20 protein-coding genes are annotated in these 20,404 nt (G+C 37.9%); 8 read left to right on the forward strand and 12 right to left on the reverse strand.

Going from position 1 to position 20,404, the window contains the following annotated elements:
* Window positions 1-3: 3 nt before the first annotated feature.
* From folK to CXF71_RS19705, 4 genes are all read left to right on the forward strand, one after another.
* Window positions 4-504: a 2-amino-4-hydroxy-6-hydroxymethyldihydropteridine diphosphokinase gene (folK, locus tag CXF71_RS19690; RefSeq protein ID WP_101234954.1), complete on the forward strand. Its 501-nt coding sequence runs from the start codon at window positions 4-6 to the stop codon at window positions 502-504.
* A 76-nt stretch (window positions 505-580) separates the two neighbouring features.
* On the forward strand, window positions 581-1,375 hold the full coding sequence (gene panB / locus CXF71_RS19695) for a 3-methyl-2-oxobutanoate hydroxymethyltransferase (protein WP_101234622.1): 795 nt from the start codon (window positions 581-583) through the stop codon (window positions 1,373-1,375).
* Between the two features lie 108 nt (window positions 1,376-1,483).
* Window positions 1,484-2,350 carry a pantoate--beta-alanine ligase gene (gene panC, locus CXF71_RS19700; RefSeq protein WP_101234623.1) on the forward strand — a complete coding sequence of 289 codons (867 nt, stop codon included), beginning with the start codon at window positions 1,484-1,486 and terminating at the stop codon, window positions 2,348-2,350.
* Between the two features lie 100 nt (window positions 2,351-2,450).
* Entirely contained in the window at window positions 2,451-2,960 is a 510-nt protein-coding gene (locus tag CXF71_RS19705) for a GNAT family N-acetyltransferase (protein WP_101234624.1), read from the forward strand.
* An 82-nt stretch (window positions 2,961-3,042) separates the two neighbouring features.
* Here the strand turns inward: CXF71_RS19705 and CXF71_RS19710 are convergent, their stop codons facing one another.
* The 6 genes from CXF71_RS19710 to CXF71_RS19735 form a co-directional block, all read right to left on the reverse strand.
* Window positions 3,043-3,972: an urea transporter gene (locus CXF71_RS19710; protein ID WP_101234625.1), complete on the reverse strand. Its 930-nt coding sequence runs from the start codon at window positions 3,970-3,972 to the stop codon at window positions 3,043-3,045.
* A gap of 190 nt (window positions 3,973-4,162) precedes the next feature.
* On the reverse strand, window positions 4,163-4,618 hold the full coding sequence (locus CXF71_RS19715) for a YtoQ family protein (protein ID WP_101234626.1): 456 nt from the start codon (window positions 4,616-4,618) through the stop codon (window positions 4,163-4,165).
* Between the two features lie 395 nt (window positions 4,619-5,013).
* The gene (locus CXF71_RS19720) at window positions 5,014-6,339 is read right to left on the reverse strand and encodes a uracil-xanthine permease family protein (protein ID WP_101234627.1); all 1,326 of its coding nucleotides are present in this window, start codon (window positions 6,337-6,339) and stop codon (window positions 5,014-5,016) included.
* 60 nt (window positions 6,340-6,399) lie between these two features.
* Window positions 6,400-7,026, reverse strand: coding sequence for a uracil phosphoribosyltransferase (upp, locus tag CXF71_RS19725; protein WP_101234628.1), 627 nt, complete (start codon window positions 7,024-7,026; stop codon window positions 6,400-6,402).
* Between the two features lie 218 nt (window positions 7,027-7,244).
* Window positions 7,245-8,183 (reverse strand): spermidine synthase, encoded by a 939-nt coding sequence (locus CXF71_RS19730; RefSeq protein WP_101234629.1) that lies wholly within the window; start codon window positions 8,181-8,183, stop codon window positions 7,245-7,247.
* Window positions 8,176-8,838, reverse strand: coding sequence for a fused MFS/spermidine synthase (locus CXF71_RS19735; RefSeq protein WP_101234630.1), 663 nt, complete (start codon window positions 8,836-8,838; stop codon window positions 8,176-8,178). The genes CXF71_RS19730 and CXF71_RS19735 overlap by 8 nt, the downstream gene beginning before the upstream one ends.
* 540 nt (window positions 8,839-9,378) lie before the next feature.
* On the opposite strand from CXF71_RS19735, the gene CXF71_RS19740 reads away from it, so the two are divergent.
* The 4 genes from CXF71_RS19740 to CXF71_RS19755 all read left to right on the forward strand — a co-directional run bounded on the left by CXF71_RS19740 (window position 9,379) and on the right by CXF71_RS19755 (window position 13,905).
* Complete coding sequence (locus CXF71_RS19740; protein WP_101234631.1) at window positions 9,379-9,627, forward strand: hypothetical protein; 249 nt, start codon at window positions 9,379-9,381, stop codon at window positions 9,625-9,627.
* A gap of 734 nt (window positions 9,628-10,361) precedes the next feature.
* The gene (locus CXF71_RS19745) at window positions 10,362-11,711 is read left to right on the forward strand and encodes a tyrosine-type recombinase/integrase (RefSeq protein ID WP_101234632.1); all 1,350 of its coding nucleotides are present in this window, start codon (window positions 10,362-10,364) and stop codon (window positions 11,709-11,711) included.
* Between the two features lie 336 nt (window positions 11,712-12,047).
* Window positions 12,048-13,088, forward strand: coding sequence for a DGQHR domain-containing protein (locus CXF71_RS19750; RefSeq protein ID WP_101234633.1), 1,041 nt, complete (start codon window positions 12,048-12,050; stop codon window positions 13,086-13,088).
* A complete protein-coding gene (locus CXF71_RS19755) occupies window positions 13,078-13,905 on the forward strand; it encodes a hypothetical protein (protein WP_101234634.1) in 828 nt (275 codons plus the stop codon). Before CXF71_RS19750 ends, CXF71_RS19755 begins: the two co-directional genes overlap by 11 nt.
* Window positions 13,906-14,230: 325 nt before the next feature.
* Here the strand turns inward: CXF71_RS19755 and CXF71_RS19760 are convergent, their stop codons facing one another.
* From CXF71_RS19760 to dcm, 6 genes are all read right to left on the reverse strand, one after another.
* Window positions 14,231-14,644, reverse strand: a complete 414-nt coding sequence (locus CXF71_RS19760; protein ID WP_101234635.1) for a DUF2787 family protein — start codon at window positions 14,642-14,644, stop codon at window positions 14,231-14,233.
* Window positions 14,645-14,701: 57 nt separating this feature from the next.
* A complete protein-coding gene (locus CXF71_RS19765) occupies window positions 14,702-15,133 on the reverse strand; it encodes a DUF6641 family protein (protein ID WP_101234636.1) in 432 nt (143 codons plus the stop codon).
* Between the two features lie 16 nt (window positions 15,134-15,149).
* The gene (locus CXF71_RS19770) at window positions 15,150-17,198 is read right to left on the reverse strand and encodes an ATP-binding protein (protein ID WP_101234637.1); all 2,049 of its coding nucleotides are present in this window, start codon (window positions 17,196-17,198) and stop codon (window positions 15,150-15,152) included.
* 32 nt (window positions 17,199-17,230) lie between these two features.
* Window positions 17,231-18,124 carry a tyrosine-type recombinase/integrase gene (locus tag CXF71_RS19775; RefSeq protein WP_101234638.1) on the reverse strand — a complete coding sequence of 298 codons (894 nt, stop codon included), beginning with the start codon at window positions 18,122-18,124 and terminating at the stop codon, window positions 17,231-17,233.
* Window positions 18,125-18,402: 278 nt separating this feature from the next.
* Complete coding sequence (locus tag CXF71_RS19780) at window positions 18,403-18,999, reverse strand: FadR/GntR family transcriptional regulator (RefSeq protein ID WP_101234639.1); 597 nt, start codon at window positions 18,997-18,999, stop codon at window positions 18,403-18,405.
* A 126-nt stretch (window positions 19,000-19,125) separates the two neighbouring features.
* Entirely contained in the window at window positions 19,126-20,394 is a 1,269-nt protein-coding gene (gene dcm, locus CXF71_RS19785) for a DNA (cytosine-5-)-methyltransferase (protein ID WP_101234640.1), read from the reverse strand.
* Window positions 20,395-20,404 lie beyond the last annotated feature (10 nt).

Consider the following 20,404-nt stretch of genomic DNA (forward strand, 5'->3'; position numbering starts at 1 on the left):
GAAATGCAAAAAACAACCATTGCCTATATAGGGTTAGGTAGCAACTTATCAAACCCTAGATTGCAAATAAGCAGAGCTGCTGCCGAAATTGCTAAAATAGAAGCGGGTAATGTTATTGCATTATCGGCTCTGTATTTGAGTAAGCCAATGGGTCCTCAGGATCAAGATGACTACATCAACGCAGTTATTGCCCTAAAAACAAGCTTATCTGCGCTTGAATTATTAGATGCCTTACAAGCAATAGAGAATTCAGCAGGACGTGTACGAAAAGATAACCGCTGGGGCGCACGTATACTCGATTGTGATATTCTATTATTTGGTAATGAATCGATAGAGAACGAACGCTTAACTGTTCCTCACTACGGTATGAAAATTCGAGAATTTGTTGTACTGCCATTAGCAGAAATCGCACCTACTTTACATTTACCTGACGGTACTTCAATCAGCTCCCTTGCTAGTGAAATCAACAGCAATGGCATAATAAAATTATCGCTATTAAAATAATAAATATTAAAACTATTGCCCTTAACACTATAATAAATAATTAGAACTACTGCTCATTAACCTATTCGGAAAAATCATGGCTAAAATAACCACCGCAAGCTTGCTGAACATGAAACAACAAGGCGAAAAAATAGCAACCATTACCGCCTATGACGCCAGCTTCGCAAAACTATTTGACCAAGCAGGTATACACGCCATACTTATTGGCGACTCTTTAGGTATGGTATTACAAGGCAAAGACAGCACATTACCCGTGACTATCGAAGATATGGCTTATCATACACGTTGCGTAAAACGTGGCGTTGAAGCATCCCTTATTATTGCTGACATGCCTTTTATGAGCTATGGCACTAAAGAGCACGCTTTAACAAATGCCGCACTGCTAATGCAAGCTGGCGCTAGCATGGTAAAAATGGAAGGTGGCGCTTGGCTTAATGACACTATTTCAGCACTGGTTGAGCGTGGTATTCCCGTTTGTGCTCACCTGGGTTTAACGCCGCAATCGGTTAATATTTTTGGCGGTTTTAAAGTACAAGGTCGTGATGATGATAAAGCCGAACAAATGATTGCTGATGCAAAAGCACTTGAAGCGGCCGGCGCTCAATTATTGGTACTTGAATGTATTCCCGCCACTTTAGGTGAAGCCATCACTCAGGCGCTGACCATTCCAACTATTGGTATTGGCGCAGGTAAAGAGACGGATGGACAAATTTTGGTTATGCACGATGCCCTAGGTATTGCCTGTAATTATATGCCTAAGTTTTCGCGCAATTTCCTAAAAGATACCGGTGACATAAAAAAAGCCATTGAGCTTTACATCAGTGAAGTGAGTCAAGGTAACTTTCCTGGTGATGAACACATTTTCAAGTAATTACAACAAGTAGTGACGCAAGCTATATCAGAGAATATGTAAAATACAGCTCTATTAATAAGATACTAACACTATAATATTTATAATAAATAACGGCAAAATTAATTTATGAAAACAGTCAGTCAAATTAGTGAATTACGTGCGCAAGTAAATGCATGGCGTCAACAAGGTTTAACCGTTGCTTTTGTGCCTACTATGGGTAACTTACATGCGGGTCATATTTCGTTAGTCGATGAAGCACATAAACATGCCGATAAGATTGTTGCCAGTATTTTTGTCAACCCAATGCAATTCGGTGCAAACGAAGACATTGATAGCTACCCACGTACCATGGTTGATGACCAACAAAAATTAACTGCTGCGGGTACCGATTTACTCTTTACCCCAACACCTGACATTATTTACCCAAAAGGCCTAGCAAAGCAAAGCTTTATTGAAGTGCCAAATATCTCTGATGGATATTGCGGTGAAAGTCGTCCCGGTCATTTTCGCGGTGTTGCTACCGTAGTCTGTAAATTATTTAACTTAGTACAACCAGATGTCGCTTGTTTTGGCCTAAAAGATTATCAGCAAGTACAAGTAATCCAAACGATGGTTGAAGACTTATCGATGCCTATTACTATTATTCCCGTAGCAACCACCAGAGAAGATAATGGTTTAGCTTTGAGCTCTCGTAATGGTTATTTAACTGCTGAAGAAAAAGCTATCGCTCCTGTCCTACATAAAAATTTACAATGGTTAGCCGAAAAAATTAGTACTGGTTTTTCTCAAAATGACAGTATTGATTTTATTGGTTTGTCAAAACAAGCAGTTAAGGCAATAAATGAGGCTGGTTTACATACTGATTACCTCCATGTTTGCCAAGCACAAACATTGCAACCTGCAAGTGAAGATGACACACAATTAGTTATTTTAGCGGCTGCACATTGCGGTAAAGCACGATTAATTGATAACTTACAATTGAAGCTAACTTAATTACCTTTGATCTTCCTGATATCAACTTACCTAGTCTAGTATGTCTTAGCTAGGTAAGTTGCGAAGTAGCCGCTAAACTAGCGTTACTAAGAGCATACCAATGACTAACAGTTCATTAATCCTTTGCCCTGTATTAGCGAAAAAATCAGATAAAAAGTCCATTTTACGCTTCTATAAAGATAACCATTATTCAGCAAGATTTATTGGTTATGATACTTGCTACCTTATCAAAAAAAATGACAAAATTATTGCCAGCGTGATTCTCTCGTTAGGTGAAAACAGACCAGAAATCAGCCAAATTGGAGAGGACATTCTCCTAACTAAATCCCGTGCTAAGCCGCAATATTTATTACACGCATTGTTTGTTACACCTGATTATCGCAAATTAGGCTATGCCGAGAGCCTACTGAAGCACTCGATAACGCATCATCAGCAGCTAGTATGCTTTGCGCAGACATCGTTAAATAAACTCTATTTAAACAATGGATTTACTCTGCTTTTTGATGACTTAATGAGTGAGTGTTTAACTCCGACTCTATTGAATCGATTCAAGCAGTATTCAAAACACAAGACTGAGCTAAAAGTCTATATTCATCAGATATCTAAGTAAATAAAGTGCGTGTGCAGACATTATTGATTTGAACAGAACCAATATTTATTTTTTTGAAGGCTAATTACCGCACTAGCTAGGCTTAAAGTAAGTTTTGACAAGTTTTTCTTTCTTTATCAAAAATAGACTTTACTTTAATAAGCCCAATTACAAACCAAGTAGAGATAACAAAAGGCGCGGTTAATGCGGGTACTGTTATCATCTCAAAAGCTCTTGTAAGCAATACAGAGAGTAAAATAGCAAAAAGGGTAAGACAGTATTTGTTTGGATAGCGATCGATAAACGCGATAGCAACAAGACAGCCATTAAAGCCATAAAGTCCCATCACTGCTTTCTCTTGAGTCAAGCCCAAGGAAATGGCAACAAGTAAACCGATAAGTGCAGCCAATACAGCCCATACTGCCGCTTTATATGATCCAAATAACAATGCAACACAAAACACGGCACCGGTAAGCCAGCTATCTTGTAGCATAACTTGCCCCACACCACGAAGAACACTATGCAAAAGCTCTATAAGTGTCCATGGCTCAATAGATGATAATGTAATAGCTGCAACAATACTCTCTTGGTTTGCTTGGCTTGCAATGACGAGTCCTGAATAATCAATTATGAGTATGATAGTCCATGTTGAAAGAATAAAAGGTGTAGTCAACGCAGGAATGCTTGGCATTTTAGTTATCATTAAATGCATGAGCAATGTAGATAAAGCAGCACCAATAACAACTAAAAAAAGTGCACTAACACTAAGCGGTATAAAGTAAAAAACAGCAATACCAACCAGTGCAGCATTGAAGCCATACAAACCTTTATTTACATAAACACTGTCATAATGGAATAGTTTAGTGGTTGCTAAACTAGACAAAATTGCCAATAGGCATCCTAGCAACATCGTAGCTGAATTTATACCAATGCCTATTAGGAATAACAACCCTGTGACAGAGCTTGCTTGTAACATGATTTGAGCTGAGCTGCTTAGAATGCTTTTAGTAAAATGCTCGAAGGGATAATTCATAAATAATTTTTGACCAAAAAGTCACTCTCAACAGTCACAACTAAAGCTAGTTATACCAATTACATTAATTAAGTGACCTATTTTATACGTAGGAAAAAGTGATAAGTTCAAGGCATTTATTTAACTAACTAGTTTTTCTAATTATTAAATAACGCAGTAATTATTACTTTTAACAAGTAGAAATGATCACTTAGTTTGTGTGATTGGTATTACTACTGATATACTTTAACGTAGTTATAACTTCTTCTACCGAAGTCGCCCAGGCTTGCGCACTTGCATCAACTTCTTTTAACGGGTGAATGAACTCTTCACCATGCAACGTGATATATGGCTTATTAAGTGCGGCACAATAACCCGCATCGAAAGCGGCATTCCATTGTTTGTATTTATCACCAAAACGGATAATAGCGATATCACAACGTTCAATAAGTGTCTTTGTTCGCATAGCATTTACTTTTGCTGACTTATGATCCCGCCAAAACTGCTCAGTTTCAGCGCCTAGATGATCACCAGCACTATCGCTTTTTTCATGATGAGTAACCGCCGAAGAAAAGACGATATTTAAGTCGCTTTCGTGGCAACCTTGAATAATTTGTTCTCGCCAATCGGTGTGAATTTCACCGGAAAGATATACTGTTAATTTCATGATTAAGTCCCCTAGTTACCTTTAGCCAAAGTAATATTTAGCGAAGGTTATATTTATTCATAATACATCACTTCTCGATGTGCTATGTATGAATGTAATGAAATGACATTCCACTATGTGAAATGATAATCAGCTTGAGTCTGAGCTCGGCTATTAAACCCTAACAAGCAACCTATAAAAACTGCATGATAAAAACTAGCACCATCAAGACTAATACAAATTCGATTAAGTTTGTGATTTTGTTGTGTGCTGGAAAATAATTCAAGGGTAGGCACTTGATAGAGCAATAGGGAGTATTGGAATTGAAAGCAATGCCGACTTAGCGTATTTTAACCAGTACAAGTGGGTAATAACTTAATGGAATTGGTATATCGTTTTAATTACCCGTGAGTGACTTAGCTAATTTCATTGCCCTTGGCATGCTCAACCATGTCTTCAACAATAGCTTCTTCTTGTACTAAGCTCTCTTCCTCAAGCTTAGCCTGTGGCAGCATTGCATTGAGTAAAATGGCGACTAAGCCACATAAACTAATGCCAGTTAAACTAAAGTCATCATTGCCGATAGCCATGCCACCAATACCAAAGACTAACGTAGTTGAGACAATCACCAAGTTGCGCTGCTCAGCTAGGTCTACTTGCGATTTTATTAAAATGTTCATACCTACACCTGCAATTGAACCAAAAAGCAGGATCAAGATACCACCCATAACTGGCGCAGGAATAGTTTGCAGTGCAAGACCAAACTTAGCAACGAATGCCAAACCAATAGCAAAAGCAGCAGCCCAAATCATAATGCGAGGATTAAACATCTTTGTCAGCATTACGGCACCAGTAACTTCTGAATAAGTGGTATTAGGCGGCCCTCCGAATAACGATGCTAAAGAAGTAGCCAAACCATCACCTAAAAGTGTGCGATGTAGGCCTGGGTTTTTAGTGTAATCTTTACCTGTTACGCTGCCAATCGCGATAATATCACCCACGTGTTCAATTGCAGGTGCAATGGCTATAGGTAGCATGAAAAGAATAGCCGCCAAATTAAACTCTGGCGTTACAAAATTAGGAATTGCAAACCACTCACTAGTCGCTATTGCTTCGGTACTAACCATGCCCATAACAGACGCCATGATATAACCAACTAATACACCAGCCATTATTGGGATTAAGCGAAAAATACCTTTACCTAAAGTCGCGACTAAAAGCGTGGTAATTAATGCTGACATAGAAACGATTAACGCATCAGCATAAGGGAAAAGTACTGCAGCACCATCACCGGTTTTACCCATAGCCATGTTCACTGCTATTGGCGCTAAACTCAGTCCGATAACCATGATGATTGGGCCTGTTACTACCGGTGGCATTAGCTTATGTAAAAAACCAGCACCACGAACGGCAACGATTCCAGCAATCAATACATAGACTAAACCAGTAACGAATAATGACCCCATAGCTGCCGCTATACCCCAAGTTTGAACTGAGTAGGCTATTGGCGCAATAAATACAAAGGAAGAAGCCAAAAATAATGGCACTTGCTGTTTAGTGATAAATTGAAACAAGATGGTACCAATACCCGCCGTAAATAAAGCAACGCTTGGGTCTAGTCCTGTAATTAAAGGCATTAAAACAAGTGCGCCAAAAGCGACGAACAACATTTGCAGTCCGGCTAGCGCATTACGCCAAGTAGGTTGGTTGAAGCTGCTTTTATTTAAAGAAGATTCCGACATAAATGTCCTATTGAGTGGTTATTTCTATTTGTGATTAGTTAACGGCTACATTGAATCGATTTATTTGGTACCAAATATTTTATCGCCGGCATCGCCAAGTCCAGGGATGATATAACCATTTTCGTTCAAGTGGTCATCAATAGATGCAGTATAGATATCGACATCAGGGTGAGCATTTTGCACCTTTTCAAGTCCTTCAGGAGCTGCTACTAATACCAATGCACGAATGTCAGTACAACCTGCTTTTTTTAATATATCGATAGTCGCGTTCATTGATCCGCCAGTTGCTAGCATCGGATCGATAATCAAGGCCATGCGCTGATCTATGTCTCCCGCTAGCTTTTCGAAATAAGTAACTGGCTCTAGAGTTTCTTCATCACGGTAAAGACCAACAACACTTATTTTTGCACTGGGCATTAATTCTAAGACACCATCTAACATACCGATGCCAGCACGTAAAATAGGCACAACCGTCGCCTTTTTACCAACAATGCGCTGACCGGTTAATTCGCCATCCCAGCCTTGCATTTGATAGTTTTCCAACTCAAGGTCTTTGGTTGCTTCGTAAGTTAATAGACTACCAACTTCAGCAGATAGTTGACGAAAGCTACGAGTGCTCATATCCTTGGCACGCATTAAGCTAATTTTATGTTGTATTAGAGGGTGTTTTATTTCGTAAACTGACATATCTTATAATCCGCTGAAAAATTTTTACTATTTTTACACAGATGAGCAGAATATTAGAGAGGTTTTATCACTATTTATTTTCTGGATCAGCAAGATCAAGAAATACTATAATAAATACCGCTAAAGTCGAGGAAAAAAATGAACGAACCACTCCTCTTAGGAAAACGCTTAATTAGTTAATGCTAGTTACCGTGAACTTTACCTAAGTTACTTACCAATTAATCACTATCAATATTAAGTAAATTTGCTGGTGCAAATTGATCCGTGAGTACCGGGTTATTGTCGGGCCAGTCTTGATGGATCGCGGTTGATTTCATACTTTGATAAAGTTTTTTTGCATCGACACCAATAGCAAGTAATTCAATGGCTAACGTGGTGCTAGCTCCATTTTTCTTTACTATAGTCTGGGCTTCATCAAGTTTTTCAACCAATCCATTATTACGCGCCAATATGATTCGATTATTATTATCTTGATTACTCACCTGATAAAAATCACCAAAAACCGCTTTGTACGTTGCCGATTCATAGCCGTACAATTTACTAGAAGAAAAAGTATTTGCTGTTAGTATGCCGTTTTCGGAAAGTAAACTTTTGACCTCTTCTAAAAATTCTTTGGTCATTAAGTGCTCAGGAATATAATCGCCATTAAAGGCATCTAGTATAATCCAGTCATATGCTTGCTTCTTTAATATCGCCCTTTTGACGAATACTCTACCGTCTTGACTATAGGTTTTTATTTGGTCATTTTCTAAAAAGCCAAAATATTGTCGAGCCACTTTAATAACACTCTGGTCTATTTCCACGTTATCAATATAACTACCAGGTAACAATTGATGTAGGGTGTTCGACATTGTGCCACCGCCAAGACCAATGATTAAAATGCGCTTCGGCTCAGGATTAACGAATAACCCTGAGAGTAATTGCTTGGTGTAATTAAAAACTAATTGTTGCGGTTGGCTTTTCAAAAGACAGCTTTGACGAGTTTTATTAGTCTTAACATTAAATTTCAAACAACGTAAATCCCCCTTATCTTCCACTAAAATATTCCGATATAAAGAGCGTTCACTGTGAATAACTTCAGCTAGAGCATCATTTACAATAAAACTACTCATTAAGAAATAGATGCTAAGGATAAGTTTACTCGTAGAATTAGGCATGACTGATATCTCGTTGTGCTTTCGCTTTATAAAAACTTGATTTAGCTTTTGCTAGCGTGATTGTCATTAGACCCAATAGGCTTAGCAACAAGCTAACACTCACCACAATTGTGTTTATATCAAACCACATAACCAAGTAGAAAGAAGTGACAATAGTACCCAAGGCGCTCCCCAGGGTTGAAACGAAATACAATCGCCCTGCTACCTGACCACTTTCGTTAGAGTTCTTAACCAATAACCTTACCGAGTAAGGCGATAACATTCCTAAAATAATGGTAGGAATAAAAAATAGTGTTGTAGCCGCTAATAAAGAACCATAACGAGAATCTTCAACCGCAACAAAAATACTTTCCATTAACCAAGTGCTTGAGGTGACTATAGGTAATAAAGTGATACCCGCAATAATAAAAATAAGACCATAACGGTTAAGTGATGCCGAGTGAGTAGAAAGCTTACCGCCAAATAGATAACCTAATGATAAACTCAGCATAAAAACCGTGATGATACTGCCCCAGATATGAACACTACTGCCAAAAAATGGGGCAAGAATTCGACCGGCTAACAGCTCAATACACATGATTGAGAAACCACTGGTAAAGGCCAGAAAGTAGATAAACAGGTTTTTATAGTTAATTGATTTGTTTGGTTGTTGCATGGCTTATTAAATTATTATTAAAATTTATATAAACACTGTAAATTATTTTTCTATCTTTGGATAGTAAACAACCTCCCTATTACTTTAGGAATTGTTTTTCGTTGTTTGTCTGATTAATGGTGTTGCTAAACAAGTAGAGTTTAATAAAGTTTCTTGGAAGTAACTCATCCACTCAATATTATAAACGTCTTGATTATTAGACAAAAAAACACGCATTGGCGCGTCTTTAATAGTGAAAATGGTGAGCCTTTGTAGACTTTAAATGCGGTTCTGCCGATTGCAATCTCAGGGCCTATTGTCAAAGGTAAGTATCGCGATGATTACCTACCTTGTCATAATTGCACTAGAATAATTTTGCTATGCTCCGGCCTAATCGGCTATGGTTAACTGACTTGGGTATCTTGAAGGAAATTAGATTGATAAGTATCAATTGCGATATTACGGAAAATAATATGCAGGTTTGTATGAAAGTGCTCTAATATCATTGAAGGTGAAGAGTTTAGTAAAAGATTTTTTTTTGCATAATACATGGAGAGATTTATGAAAATCATCAAAAACATTTTGTTTTTAATATTGTTAAGTATCCCTATCACCTCATATGCCCTTAGTGGCTGGAAACATGTCAGTAACGTGAATGGAAAATCGACATTAGCCGCTTTAAAAAATGGCGCTTGCCTTTGGGTTAACACGTCAAATAATGGAAAAATCACTCACAGATACAAAGTTATCAGCAAAAGAAAAGGCGAACTGGTGACTATTTATCAAAATCAAAGAGTTTCTAGTTGCTAGATGTTACCCTTCCTTTAATGTAAATATAGTCATTACCACATTAATATTTTTGCTTAGTCTTTAATAATACCTATGCAATTAATCGAGTTAAATCCTACCAAGAATAAGCTAATACTTTGTTCAACTTTAACTATGTCTTTCTGAATGGGATGATTAGTTATTTTCAAGGGCTTTAATCAACTTATTAAATAAAAGTAATACTTAGAATTATTAATTTATTTTGAAGTGGGTTTTAACAAATGATGGTTTGATTGTGATTTAAGTAATGTTTAATTTTTTGCGAAAAAGATATCGAAATAGAAATGGGGAATATTAATGATTTTTAGCCGATTCGTTGTCGCCGTCGTCAAGATTAAGGCAATACTTGAAAATTTGATACCAGCATAGGACCGGAACTTTGAGATAAGAAAATTAAGCTTTGAGTAAATTGGCCTAGGGGGTTGTACTATAACATGAACATGAAAATGGTGGGCCTTCGCAGACTTGAACTGCGGACCTGCCGATTATGAGTTTGTATCATCGCATGTTGATACAGATTGATAAAAGTTGATATTAATGCATTACTCTAGCTAAAACAGTTGATTACGTGTGTGTATAAAGTATTCTAGATTGATGTCGATTGACTGATATTGATGCCAAATGTAGCACATACGTAGCACAGCTTTTATTGTGCCATTTATAATTGGTATCAAAACAGTCTTTCTGACTCTAAATTATTTAGTGGAGAGAGATGAATGGCTAACAAATTCAAGTTTACCAAAAAGGAACTAGAAGCGCTGCCCGTCGGTGATAAACGAGTTAGGTATTACGATACTGCTGTTGCGGGTCTAGTGTTAGAAGTATATCCAACAGGGAAGAAGTCATTCAGGGTTTACAAAAGGGCTAAAGGGGCTAAATCAGCCAGTCAAGTGACCCTTGGCGCATTCCCCAACCTCACAATAGAGCAAGCTAGATCACAAGCTAGAGAAGCCATCAATCAACTTGCTATGGGTGTTAACCCAAATGAACAGGCCAAAGGTGAGGTAAACGCTAATGTGACTCTTGATACAGTATTTACTGACTATCTTGCAGCAAAGACATTAGCCGATAAAACGGTGATAGGTTATAAGCAGATCGTTAAGTTTTACCTAGATGACTATAAGCACCAACCTCTCAGTCACTTGACCGAAGACATCATTAAAGACTTACATAATGACATCTCATTAGGTAAATTTAAGGATATGAAAAAAGGCAGTATGGCGCAGGCTGACCTATGCATGCGAACTCTTCGGGCATTATTTAATTACGCAAAATACGAGTATCGAGGCTATGACAAAGCCATTATATTTGGTGATAATCCCGTCACAATCCTTAGTCACCAGCGTTCATGGAATAACGTTGACCGAAAAAACACTTATGTTCGCCCACATCAAATGCCTGAATTCTTCAAAGTTATTCATGACATGAGAGAACACTCAGATCTTATTCGAAATGAGTTCGCATCAACCGTATGTGATTTCGTTGAAATGGCCTTATTAACAGGTCTTAGAAAGAGCGAATTAATGTGCCTTGAATGGGCCACCGTTGACTTGCAAGCCAAATCCTTCTACATCAGTAAAACAAAGAATGGCTCTCCCCTTGAATTACCGATCAGTGATTACTTGATGGGCTTATTTGAAAGAAGGTTCAGTAAACGCACAGATAGCGGCTTTGTGTTCAACACCAATAGTGATAAGGGTCGAATTATTGAGCCTAAGAAAGTCATTCACCGTATCAACGACAACCTAGAGTTTTCCTTTACCCTTCATGATTTACGACGTACTTTCACCACTATTGCTGAAAGCCTTAACCTTGGTACATATACGTTGAAACGTTTACTCAACCACAAGACACAGCGTGATGATGTAACTGCTGGCTATACCATACTCACACCAGAGGAGCTTCGTAAACCAGCACAGTTGATAGAAAATAAGATGTTGGAGTTAGCAGAGCTTAAAGCAGAAGAACCAGTACAGGGCTTAAATATGGATGCGCTATTGGCTAGTTTGTCTGATGAAGAGCGTAAGGCATTGTTTTTTAAATTGGTTGATGGTGTAAAAGTTTAAATATAAATCACTTTAGAGCTGACATTACGTATTTGTGAAGCCATGCTAATATTGAGGGTAATATTGACCGAATTACCTGCTAACTCGTAAGGCAGGTTTTAGCACCATACCGACAGCTTTGGGGCTGTAAGCGGTCATAAATTAAGAGCCGAATCAATATATCTAGCAGTCACAATTAGCCTAAAGTGGGCATTAACAAACTCCAATTAGGTAATGTCACCTGCTAAATTAATCCCTAAAAAAGGCGTTGGTATTGGTAACTTGCATTGTTAAATCTACGATTAGCAATGACTCCTATGCTATCATCAGGTAAGTCAGATAATTAACGAGAATTTTATGAAAAAAAGATACACAGTGCTACATGCAAATCTTGGTGATATACCTTCATATACATTCACTATGAAAGTACAAGATATTCTTTCTATTTATTATGTAGCAGTAAGAGGTGTTGATTTTACTCCCGGCGCAGTTCAAAGGGTTTTAAGTGCCAGTCGAATTTCAAAAATCAAAGATTATATATTAGAAGGGAATACTTTTTTTAATTCCTTTATTTTGAATTGGACTGATGAAAATTTTCTACCTGTAATCTCAAATGAAAATATTGATATAGAGCTCATAACCTCATCTGCTCAGGTTATTGATGGACAGCATAGACTAGCTGGATTTGAAGAAGCAGTAAAAGAAGACCCTACAATTAATGATAGAGATATTATCGTGACATTGTGTTTGAATTTATCAACAAAACAAGCCGCTGAAATATTTTTAAATATCAATACTGAACAAAAGCCTGTACCAAAAAGTTTAATGTTCGACTTGTTTGGGGAAGTTATTGATGATGAATCCCACTCTGTTAATCGAGCTACTGATATTGCACGTGAATTAAATGACAACATGAATTCTCCCCTTTATAAATGCTTTAAATTCCCGGGAAGTCCAAGGGGAGTAGGTCAAATTGAACTTTCTACCTTTGTATCTGCAATGAAAGAACCTCTTAAGCGCGGTGGTGCTTTTTCAATCTATAAGTTAACTAGCTATGATTTTCAAAAAGCAGTCGTTAGTAATTTTTTCAAAGCAATCAAAGAGTATTATGTCGAAACTAATTTATGGCATGTAAAATCGAAAAACCCGTTTCTGAAAGCATCAGGATTTAATGGAGCCATAGAATTTCTTGTATCATCATTAATACATCGTTGTGCCGAAAAAAGTTCATTTTCTGTAGAAACAATGAAAAGAATAATTGATTTTGATGTGAATGACTTACTGACCTTAGAAGAATTAAAAGGCTTAGATGGTAAAACAAGTAAAAAAAGAGTTAAAGAAGCATTAGAGAAAAACTTATTAAAGTCTTTACCAGATAATCATAATTATGAATTTTGATCGGTTTAGAACACAAGTTGCTGTTGAACTGGATCTAGGTTGTACAGATATTTCTCTGTGGATAAACGACTTTAACCAACCTTTCATTGATTTTATTATCGATCAACAAAGAAAAGATATTTTATTACAAGAGCTAAAAGATGATGCTTTAGACTTGTATTTTAAAGGCTTACATTCTATATGCAATGCAATATTTAATATAAGTGAGGGTAACCATTCGTGGTCGGTAGTAAAGCTTTACTACGCAACATTTTACTTAATGAGGTGTTCTTTAGCGACTAGAGGCATTGCTTTTTTAAAAAATAAAAATATTTATTCTCTAGAAATGAAAGTTGGTGAAAAGCCTGTAAAAAGAAATAGAGGTCGTTTTAACGGTCAAAGCGTTAGTGGTGATCATAAATCTACAATTAAAACGTATGTAGATATTGTTGGTCAAAACGATGTATTACAAACCAATACTGTAGATGGGAAGTTAGTTTATGAATGGATGATGGAACTTAGGAATCAGGTAAACTATCGAGAACGTGTTTTTCATGAACCAGATATGAAACATTTCCCAGATACATTATTTGATTTAAATACAGTTAAAGACCAAATAGAAATTTATCTAAATGATGATAGTTTAGTATATTGTTTCGATGAAACTCATTGTTGTATAGCAGCCCCTTTAAAGCTTTTGTCTGTAGTTAAAGATGAGCTAACTAATTTTTATCCTGGTTGTTCTTTAGAGACAACAAAGGTAGGAACAATAGATGCAATGTTAAGTAAAACATCACTTCCCAATTATACTACTTTTAGGTCTCTCTATAATTTTTAATACTATAAGCACTTAAAACGGAACAAAAGCAGTTGGCTATATTTCACTTTGATCTACAATTTCAGCCATCTATTTTTGTTTGCTTTGTCGGATCTTAAGTCATAGGGGAATCATAGATGCTAACGACCGCTTTAAATCTTGGAGCTACCGTTAGTAAAGTAAACACTACCGACTATAAAGCGCACTTTGTTAACATTAAAAGCTCAACGACGAACGACCGCTGTGGTGGCTTAGTTAATTGCCATTAGATAGCAAAGGGTAGCCCCCAACTTTAGTTATCTATATTAACGCTATTTTGACTAAATTAAACGAATAAAAATTCTGCTCAATCAACTGATTTTTGAATAGTGAATACTTTTGACACTATAGCGTAATAGACAAAGTTACTTTCCCAAACTTGAAACATCTCTATCGCTTGTTCAATTGGATACGTACCAAACAGGTTCTGAAAAACGCCTGTATCAAAATCGAAATCCAAGTCTTTAGCTAGTTCAGCCACATACCCACTGCCCACATAACAAAAGTCGGTGATGTAACAAAAACGCCAGCCGTCACCTTCATTTTCTAACCTAATTTCTACGGGGTGATAACCACCATCATCGGCGGAATAAGTAGGATCTCGAAAGTTAATCGTTACGGCTTTTTCATTTTTATGAGATATCAGTAGATCGGCAATATATAGTGTGAAAATTGGGCTAACAGGCACGGCTAAACCTTCGTGTTTAATTCGAATAGTCATTGTATTTCCTTAAGTGTGTGCCCGGAATCAACCGGGCAATAGGTTATTTCGGTATAGCTACTTCTTAATGGGCTTGGCGTTTGCTGTTAGAACAGTGTCCAGTTCACCAGCAACAACTGCCTCAATAACAGTATCGATGGTTGTCAGCAGGTTAGTTTTGTCACCTACCTCTATAGCATGCATGCCTTTTGATAACTCCATTGGTTTATTGGCATAACGAACCTCAAAGAAATAGCAATTGTTACGCTTATAAAACCAAGGTCTTACATTCTTAGCTATCCGAGTCTTGGTTCTTTCTCCCGTTTCTTGATCATTAGCCCACTTTTCTTTATAGACTGTATATACCTCATCATTAACGTAACAAAGTGCCATCTTACGTTGTTGATCGAGCTTAGTTAATAACCGCTCCCGCTTTGAAAGCAATGGGTTGGCTTTGGTACTTTCAGGGCGAATGGTGACCTTGAGTTTACTCAATAGTGATTTAGTCATGTTGTTACCTATAGGGTTAGTGGTGGATAAATCCGATAGCCTGAGCTGTTTTTTTGTGGGTTACTTCTGCTTTAAGTAGGTCAATAATTTCGTTGGGGGTTAATGCTTTTGGGTTAAAGTGATTACGCCGCTGAACGATGGCAAAGTCACCTGCTGTGAGATGGGTTAGTTTCAGTAGCTCCTCTTTAATAATGGATGGGATAGCACGTACATGGGCGGCTTGTTTATAAAACCGTAGTACCTGCTCATGGGTTAAGTAGTCAAACTGTAACTTGAAGTCAAATCGACGCATAACAGCTTTATCGAGCTTGCCTGAATAATTAGTTGCAGCAAATAGCGGTTGGGTGAACGATTCCATTTGGGTGAGCAGTTCATTAACTAACTGTACTTCCCAACTTTTATCTAACCCATCCCTTGATAGCAATAAGCTGTCCACCTCATCAAGCAAAAGAATAGCCCCTTCCCTATGTGCCCGTTTGAATAATTCAGCTACATTTTTCTCGCTTTCACCGACATACTTATCGATGATATCGGAACACTTGGCTGTAATTAATGGCATATCTAGCTTATCGGCTAAATGATGTACTAAAGCGGTTTTACCTGTGCCGGGAGGACCAAGTAATAAAGAGCGTACATCCCTATTATTTGACACAGCATGTTCAATAAGTGTTACATCACTTGAGTTGCCCATGAGGTTAACCAACTGAGGCTCAAAGCTCATCGTTTGCTTGTAGTTAAGTGGCTCAGTGTCATACCCACATGCCTTGAGTGTGTTATCTATGACTTCGGTTAGTGTGTTCTCTGCATTATCTGACTTTTGCTTCAATAATTTAGCAATAGAGGTCCCATTATCGATGACTGCTGGTGATAACTCTTGTTTTCTGGCTAACGAATCTTTAAACGGGATAGAGACATTGAGCCCCTTACAAAGCTTGTCTATTATTCGCTTTCTAGTTGATACATTTAGCTGCGGTATTTCTACGACAAATTTGAAGCGCCTAATGCAGCTTTCTTCAAGCTCATCTAGGTGATTAGTTATCCAGATAGTCGGGATAGTGTTGTTCTCTAAAACTGAATGCAGAGTGTCCTTTGATATCCTGCTCTGATACTGATAATCCCTAAATATATCCTCACACTCATCAATTAGCAGTACGCATTTACGATCATTATGGCAAAGCTTTTGAACAAGCTTGTGGTATTGCAATCTCAGACAGGCACTTGAAGTTCTTGAATTAAATTCATCCTCAGGGTTATCTAACGAATCACCTATCGGTTTAATTTCATATAAATTGTTGTTTAGGTGGGCAAGTAAGGCCTTCGCTAACTCTGTTTTACCTGTACCGGGTATGCCGTATATTAATATATTTACACCTATTAGCTTTTTGCTAACTGCCTGCTTTATCAACTTCAATAAAGTATCACTCTGAACGTAGTCGAAGTCGGCAAGTGATAGGTTAGATGGTGTAGGTTGAATTGTGATCTGTGCAACTAATTCACTATAAGATTTTGCTTTTACATGAGTCAGGCACTCTATAATCACGCTAGGTAAAGGCGTTAATTCAAGTACTTGGGTTGCATTATCAAACATGAACAGCCCTGTGGATGATAGAGCCTTGATGGCATTAACTTGGTTTTGAATAGAGTTACCATTGATGTCAGCAACTACCTGATCAATGTTTTCACAGGTAAAGTTAAAGTCATCATCAAATAATTGGTTGAGGCCGATATTTTTTGTATAAACAGTAAGGAAGGTTAATAGTTTTTCAGCCCCCTTTGGAAGCCCTAACCCTTGGGCTAGTAGTTTACAGTTATGTCTAAGGATAGCTTCGGTAGCATTATCTGAAGCTATCCTATTGAGGTGTTTACACAGCTGTTGATACTTTTCTTCTTCGGGGATACGTTCCATTGCTAATGACTTACCTGTTAAAGCTCGAACGGTTGATGCCTTAACAACAGATAAACATCCTTCATCAAAGTAGGTAGAGCCAAAGGCATTGAGGACAAACTGACTAGCTAGGGAGTGAAATGTAGTTTGCCTTAAGTGGTTATCGGTTAGTTTTTTCATTGTGTTACCAAAAGTAGTTGCTAGTGAATGGGTCAGTATTTGAGTTTAGTGATAGCCTGTTGCATAAATTTAGAGTCCCGTTTGTCATAAATCTGGGTGGTTGTAACGCTGGCATGCCCTGCCATTTTACTAACTGTTAACAGGTCAACATCTTGGGTAAGTAACTCTGAGATATACGTTCGCCTTAGATCATGGGGAGAGCATTGCTGACCGTCTATCTCGGCCGTTCTAGTTGTAACAACGTAGTAGATGCTAGAGGCAGATATGGGGTTGGAAACATTGACCTTGCCACCAGTGAATGGGTTAAACAAGGAGCCTTCTGTAAGGCCACGCACCAAAAGCCACTTATTCAGTTCAGGTACTACCCAATCAGGCAGAAATTGGAATCGAGACTTGTTCCCTTTCCCTGAGATGACATTGACCTTCTGTTCCTTTATGTCGTAATCGCCCACCTGTAATTTAGCCAGTTCAGACCGCCGAAGACCCGTTGCTAAAAATACGGCTAATATTGCAGTATCTCTAATCCCAATAGGTCTGGTATCTTTTCGGCATTGGGTGAGTAGAAGCCTGACACTGGACGAAACTAAAGCCTTACCATGAGGATGGGGATCAAGTTTTAACGGTTTAACCGCTTGAACTTGAATCCATTGTTTTTCATCAACAAGCCCCATTAACAATGCTGTTTTAACGATGCACTTTAGACCGTTTAGCAAGTGATTTATGGTTCTTGGTGACTTACCTTCTGCGAGTCTTTTACGCTTAAGACATTCGATTGCTACATACCCTAATGTATGAAATGGCTGTTCTTCAGTTGGCGCTGGCCATTCCATCATTTTACGTACAACAGTTAATTGACTGAGCATAGATCGACGACCAGACTCAGCCAGACGCTGTAAATACAGCGCGCATGGCGTTTCTGTGTTCATTTTGGTATTCCTAGAGTGGTTTTGTGTGAGAAGAGAGTTTTGACGTGCTATTTGATAGTAGATGGGGATTGATGAAGTTTAAAGAGCAAAATCTGACCGATAACGAATCTCTGCCAGTACAATCACGTCATCCCTAAAATGTTTCCCAAAGAGCTTCCCGGCAGAGATATTGCTTTATCTAAAAATAAAAAACAGTAATCGCCTGAGAATGAAGGAGTAGGGAGTAGAATATAAGAAACATGGATGTATTTGACCTAACAAAAGAAGCCTTTAGAAAGTTACCTCTGATTAGTGATGAGAGAATTTTTAATGCCCAAATAGTATTGCAAACGACCTTCCCTCTTAGTTACATCAATACATTGTAAAGCTGACGATTCATACAGTGGAAGCAGTTGGTTCATCAATAACGAGTAGACTCTATTATGGCTTCGACTAATCAGCTCCTTAGCTAGGAGTATCTCATACTGTATAAAGCTTTCAAGGCTATTTGGTTCACCATCAATTAATTCAATTAGGTTCTGAGAACCCTTCTTAAGTTCTCTATTAAGTAATAACTGAATAATATCAAACATTGCATCACATGCCCCATTCATTAATGACTGATTAAGATCATCATCAATATATTTTATTCTCTGAGGGACAGCAGTCATTTGGCAATTATCTAAGAAGCCCATAACTTGAGTAGGACGGCCTTGCTGGATTTGAACCCAACCATCTTTTTCCAAAGCTTTAAGAGCTGTTCGAAGCGAGCACCTGTTCACATTTATTTCGGCTGCTAAAATACGTTCAGATGGTAAATATTCACCTGATTTGTATTTATTCTTGGTTATGGCACTAATTATATAGCGCTCTATATGTTCAGATATTGTTTCCATACCTAGAAAATACCAAAGTTATTAACAATACAGGTCGAACCAGATGGAACTATGTAGGTAAGAACAGATTTTACTTTACTATACTATAACAAAGGGAACCTCAGGCATCCCTTCTATTCTCTCTAGCTAGGCACAAGTCTTTTGGTGTTGTACCTTAAGGGCTTCCAACTGATTAAGCACACCAACGATCGAACGACCGACCGCGAATGCAAGATTGACAGGTACAGCATTTCCTATTTGTTTATACTTAGCCGTAATAGGTCCAGAAAAATTCCAGCTATCAGGAAAGGTTTGAACTCTAGCGTATTCTCGAACAGTCAACGGGCGTGTTTGATCGAGATCAGGGTGACATCTTTCTGTTTGTTTTTGGGCTGGGGAACATGTCAAAGTTAAACTTGGCTCATCCCAAGATAAGCGCCTTGCCATACCTGTTTTACCACCACCTAGGAAGTAACTCTTTTTCATATATTCGCGTTGCAGATCATCTGATAAATCTCTCCAGTACCCTCCTGGAGGAACTTCAGATAATATCTCAGCTTTTCTTTGAGGATACTTCTGTCCTTCAGACTCTGGAACATCACAATCGTACAATTCACCTTTTTTAAGAGCATCTCTCATCACCATGATACGAGTATATGGGGCTGGCCATGAAAAGTTAGTGTCTTGTATTAAGTCTTTTCGAATGCCCACCAAGAATAAACGTTCTCGCTTCTGAGGCACTTGATAGAACATAGCTTTTAATACTCTTGGTTCTACCAGCTTATAGCCAAGATCATCAATAACCCCCTTTATTGTTTCTAAAGTACGGCCTTCTTCATGATTCAACAGCCCTCTAACATTTTCTGCGACAAGTATTTTAGGGTTAGTTTCTTTAACAGCTCTAGCAAACTGAAAAAACATTGTCCCTCTAATATCTTCAAAGCCAAGTTTTTTTCCTGCATAGGAAAAAGCTTGGCAAGGAAAGCCTCCTGTCAGTAAGTCAATTTGATCTTTGTATTCTGTGAAATCAACTTTAGAAACATCCCCTTCAATCACATTCCATTCAGGTCTGTTTTTTCGCAGAGTGGCGCATGCATGCTTATCTATCTCGTTCAACATGACCGATTCTAACCCAGCTTTTTCCATGCCTAATGCTAATCCACCTGCTCCTGCAAATAATTCAAGCATTGTATATTTCTTGCTAGGTTTAATATCGATTTCTTCTGCCCACTTACTTTCAAACAAAAGTTGAGCCTGTTCAAACTGTTCCAATTGGCTTTTATGATACTGACGATAGTTATTTCCATCATCTCTTTGAGGTTTAAGTTTTCCGTTGTTGTCCCATCTTCTAAGTGTTTCTTTAGACACACCTAAGATATCTGCAACTTGAGCAATAGAGTAAAATTCTGGAGGCATTTTTATTTAT

Origin of the sequence: Colwellia sp. 12G3 (assembly GCF_002836775.1) — a bacterium.
Taxonomy (GTDB): Bacteria; Pseudomonadota; Gammaproteobacteria; order Enterobacterales; family Alteromonadaceae; genus Colwellia.

Bases quoted from the DNA above. Each gene is read 5' to 3' on its own strand.
- folK (WP_101234954.1), top strand. From the start codon at position 4: ATGCAAAAAACAACCATTGCCTATATAGGGTTAGGTAGCAACTTATCA.
- panB (WP_101234622.1), top strand. From the start codon at position 581: ATGGCTAAAATAACCACCGCAAGCTTGCTGAACATGAAACAACAAGGC.
- panC (WP_101234623.1), top strand. From the start codon at position 1,484: ATGAAAACAGTCAGTCAAATTAGTGAATTACGTGCGCAAGTAAATGCA.
- CXF71_RS19705 (WP_101234624.1), top strand. From the start codon at position 2,451: ATGACTAACAGTTCATTAATCCTTTGCCCTGTATTAGCGAAAAAATCA.
- CXF71_RS19710 (WP_101234625.1), bottom strand. From the start codon at position 3,972: ATGAATTATCCCTTCGAGCATTTTACTAAAAGCATTCTAAGCAGCTCA.
- CXF71_RS19715 (WP_101234626.1), bottom strand. From the start codon at position 4,618: ATGAAATTAACAGTATATCTTTCCGGTGAAATTCACACCGATTGGCGA.
- CXF71_RS19720 (WP_101234627.1), bottom strand. From the start codon at position 6,339: ATGTCGGAATCTTCTTTAAATAAAAGCAGCTTCAACCAACCTACTTGG.
- upp (WP_101234628.1), bottom strand. From the start codon at position 7,026: ATGTCAGTTTACGAAATAAAACACCCTCTAATACAACATAAAATTAGC.
- CXF71_RS19730 (WP_101234629.1), bottom strand. From the start codon at position 8,183: ATGCCTAATTCTACGAGTAAACTTATCCTTAGCATCTATTTCTTAATG.
- CXF71_RS19735 (WP_101234630.1), bottom strand. From the start codon at position 8,838: ATGCAACAACCAAACAAATCAATTAACTATAAAAACCTGTTTATCTAC.
- CXF71_RS19740 (WP_101234631.1), top strand. From the start codon at position 9,379: ATGAAAATCATCAAAAACATTTTGTTTTTAATATTGTTAAGTATCCCT.
- CXF71_RS19745 (WP_101234632.1), top strand. From the start codon at position 10,362: ATGGCTAACAAATTCAAGTTTACCAAAAAGGAACTAGAAGCGCTGCCC.
- CXF71_RS19750 (WP_101234633.1), top strand. From the start codon at position 12,048: ATGAAAAAAAGATACACAGTGCTACATGCAAATCTTGGTGATATACCT.
- CXF71_RS19755 (WP_101234634.1), top strand. From the start codon at position 13,078: ATGAATTTTGATCGGTTTAGAACACAAGTTGCTGTTGAACTGGATCTA.
- CXF71_RS19760 (WP_101234635.1), bottom strand. From the start codon at position 14,644: ATGACTATTCGAATTAAACACGAAGGTTTAGCCGTGCCTGTTAGCCCA.
- CXF71_RS19765 (WP_101234636.1), bottom strand. From the start codon at position 15,133: ATGACTAAATCACTATTGAGTAAACTCAAGGTCACCATTCGCCCTGAA.
- CXF71_RS19770 (WP_101234637.1), bottom strand. From the start codon at position 17,198: ATGAAAAAACTAACCGATAACCACTTAAGGCAAACTACATTTCACTCC.
- CXF71_RS19775 (WP_101234638.1), bottom strand. From the start codon at position 18,124: ATGAACACAGAAACGCCATGCGCGCTGTATTTACAGCGTCTGGCTGAG.
- CXF71_RS19780 (WP_101234639.1), bottom strand. From the start codon at position 18,999: ATGGAAACAATATCTGAACATATAGAGCGCTATATAATTAGTGCCATA.
- dcm (WP_101234640.1), bottom strand. From the start codon at position 20,394: ATGCCTCCAGAATTTTACTCTATTGCTCAAGTTGCAGATATCTTAGGT.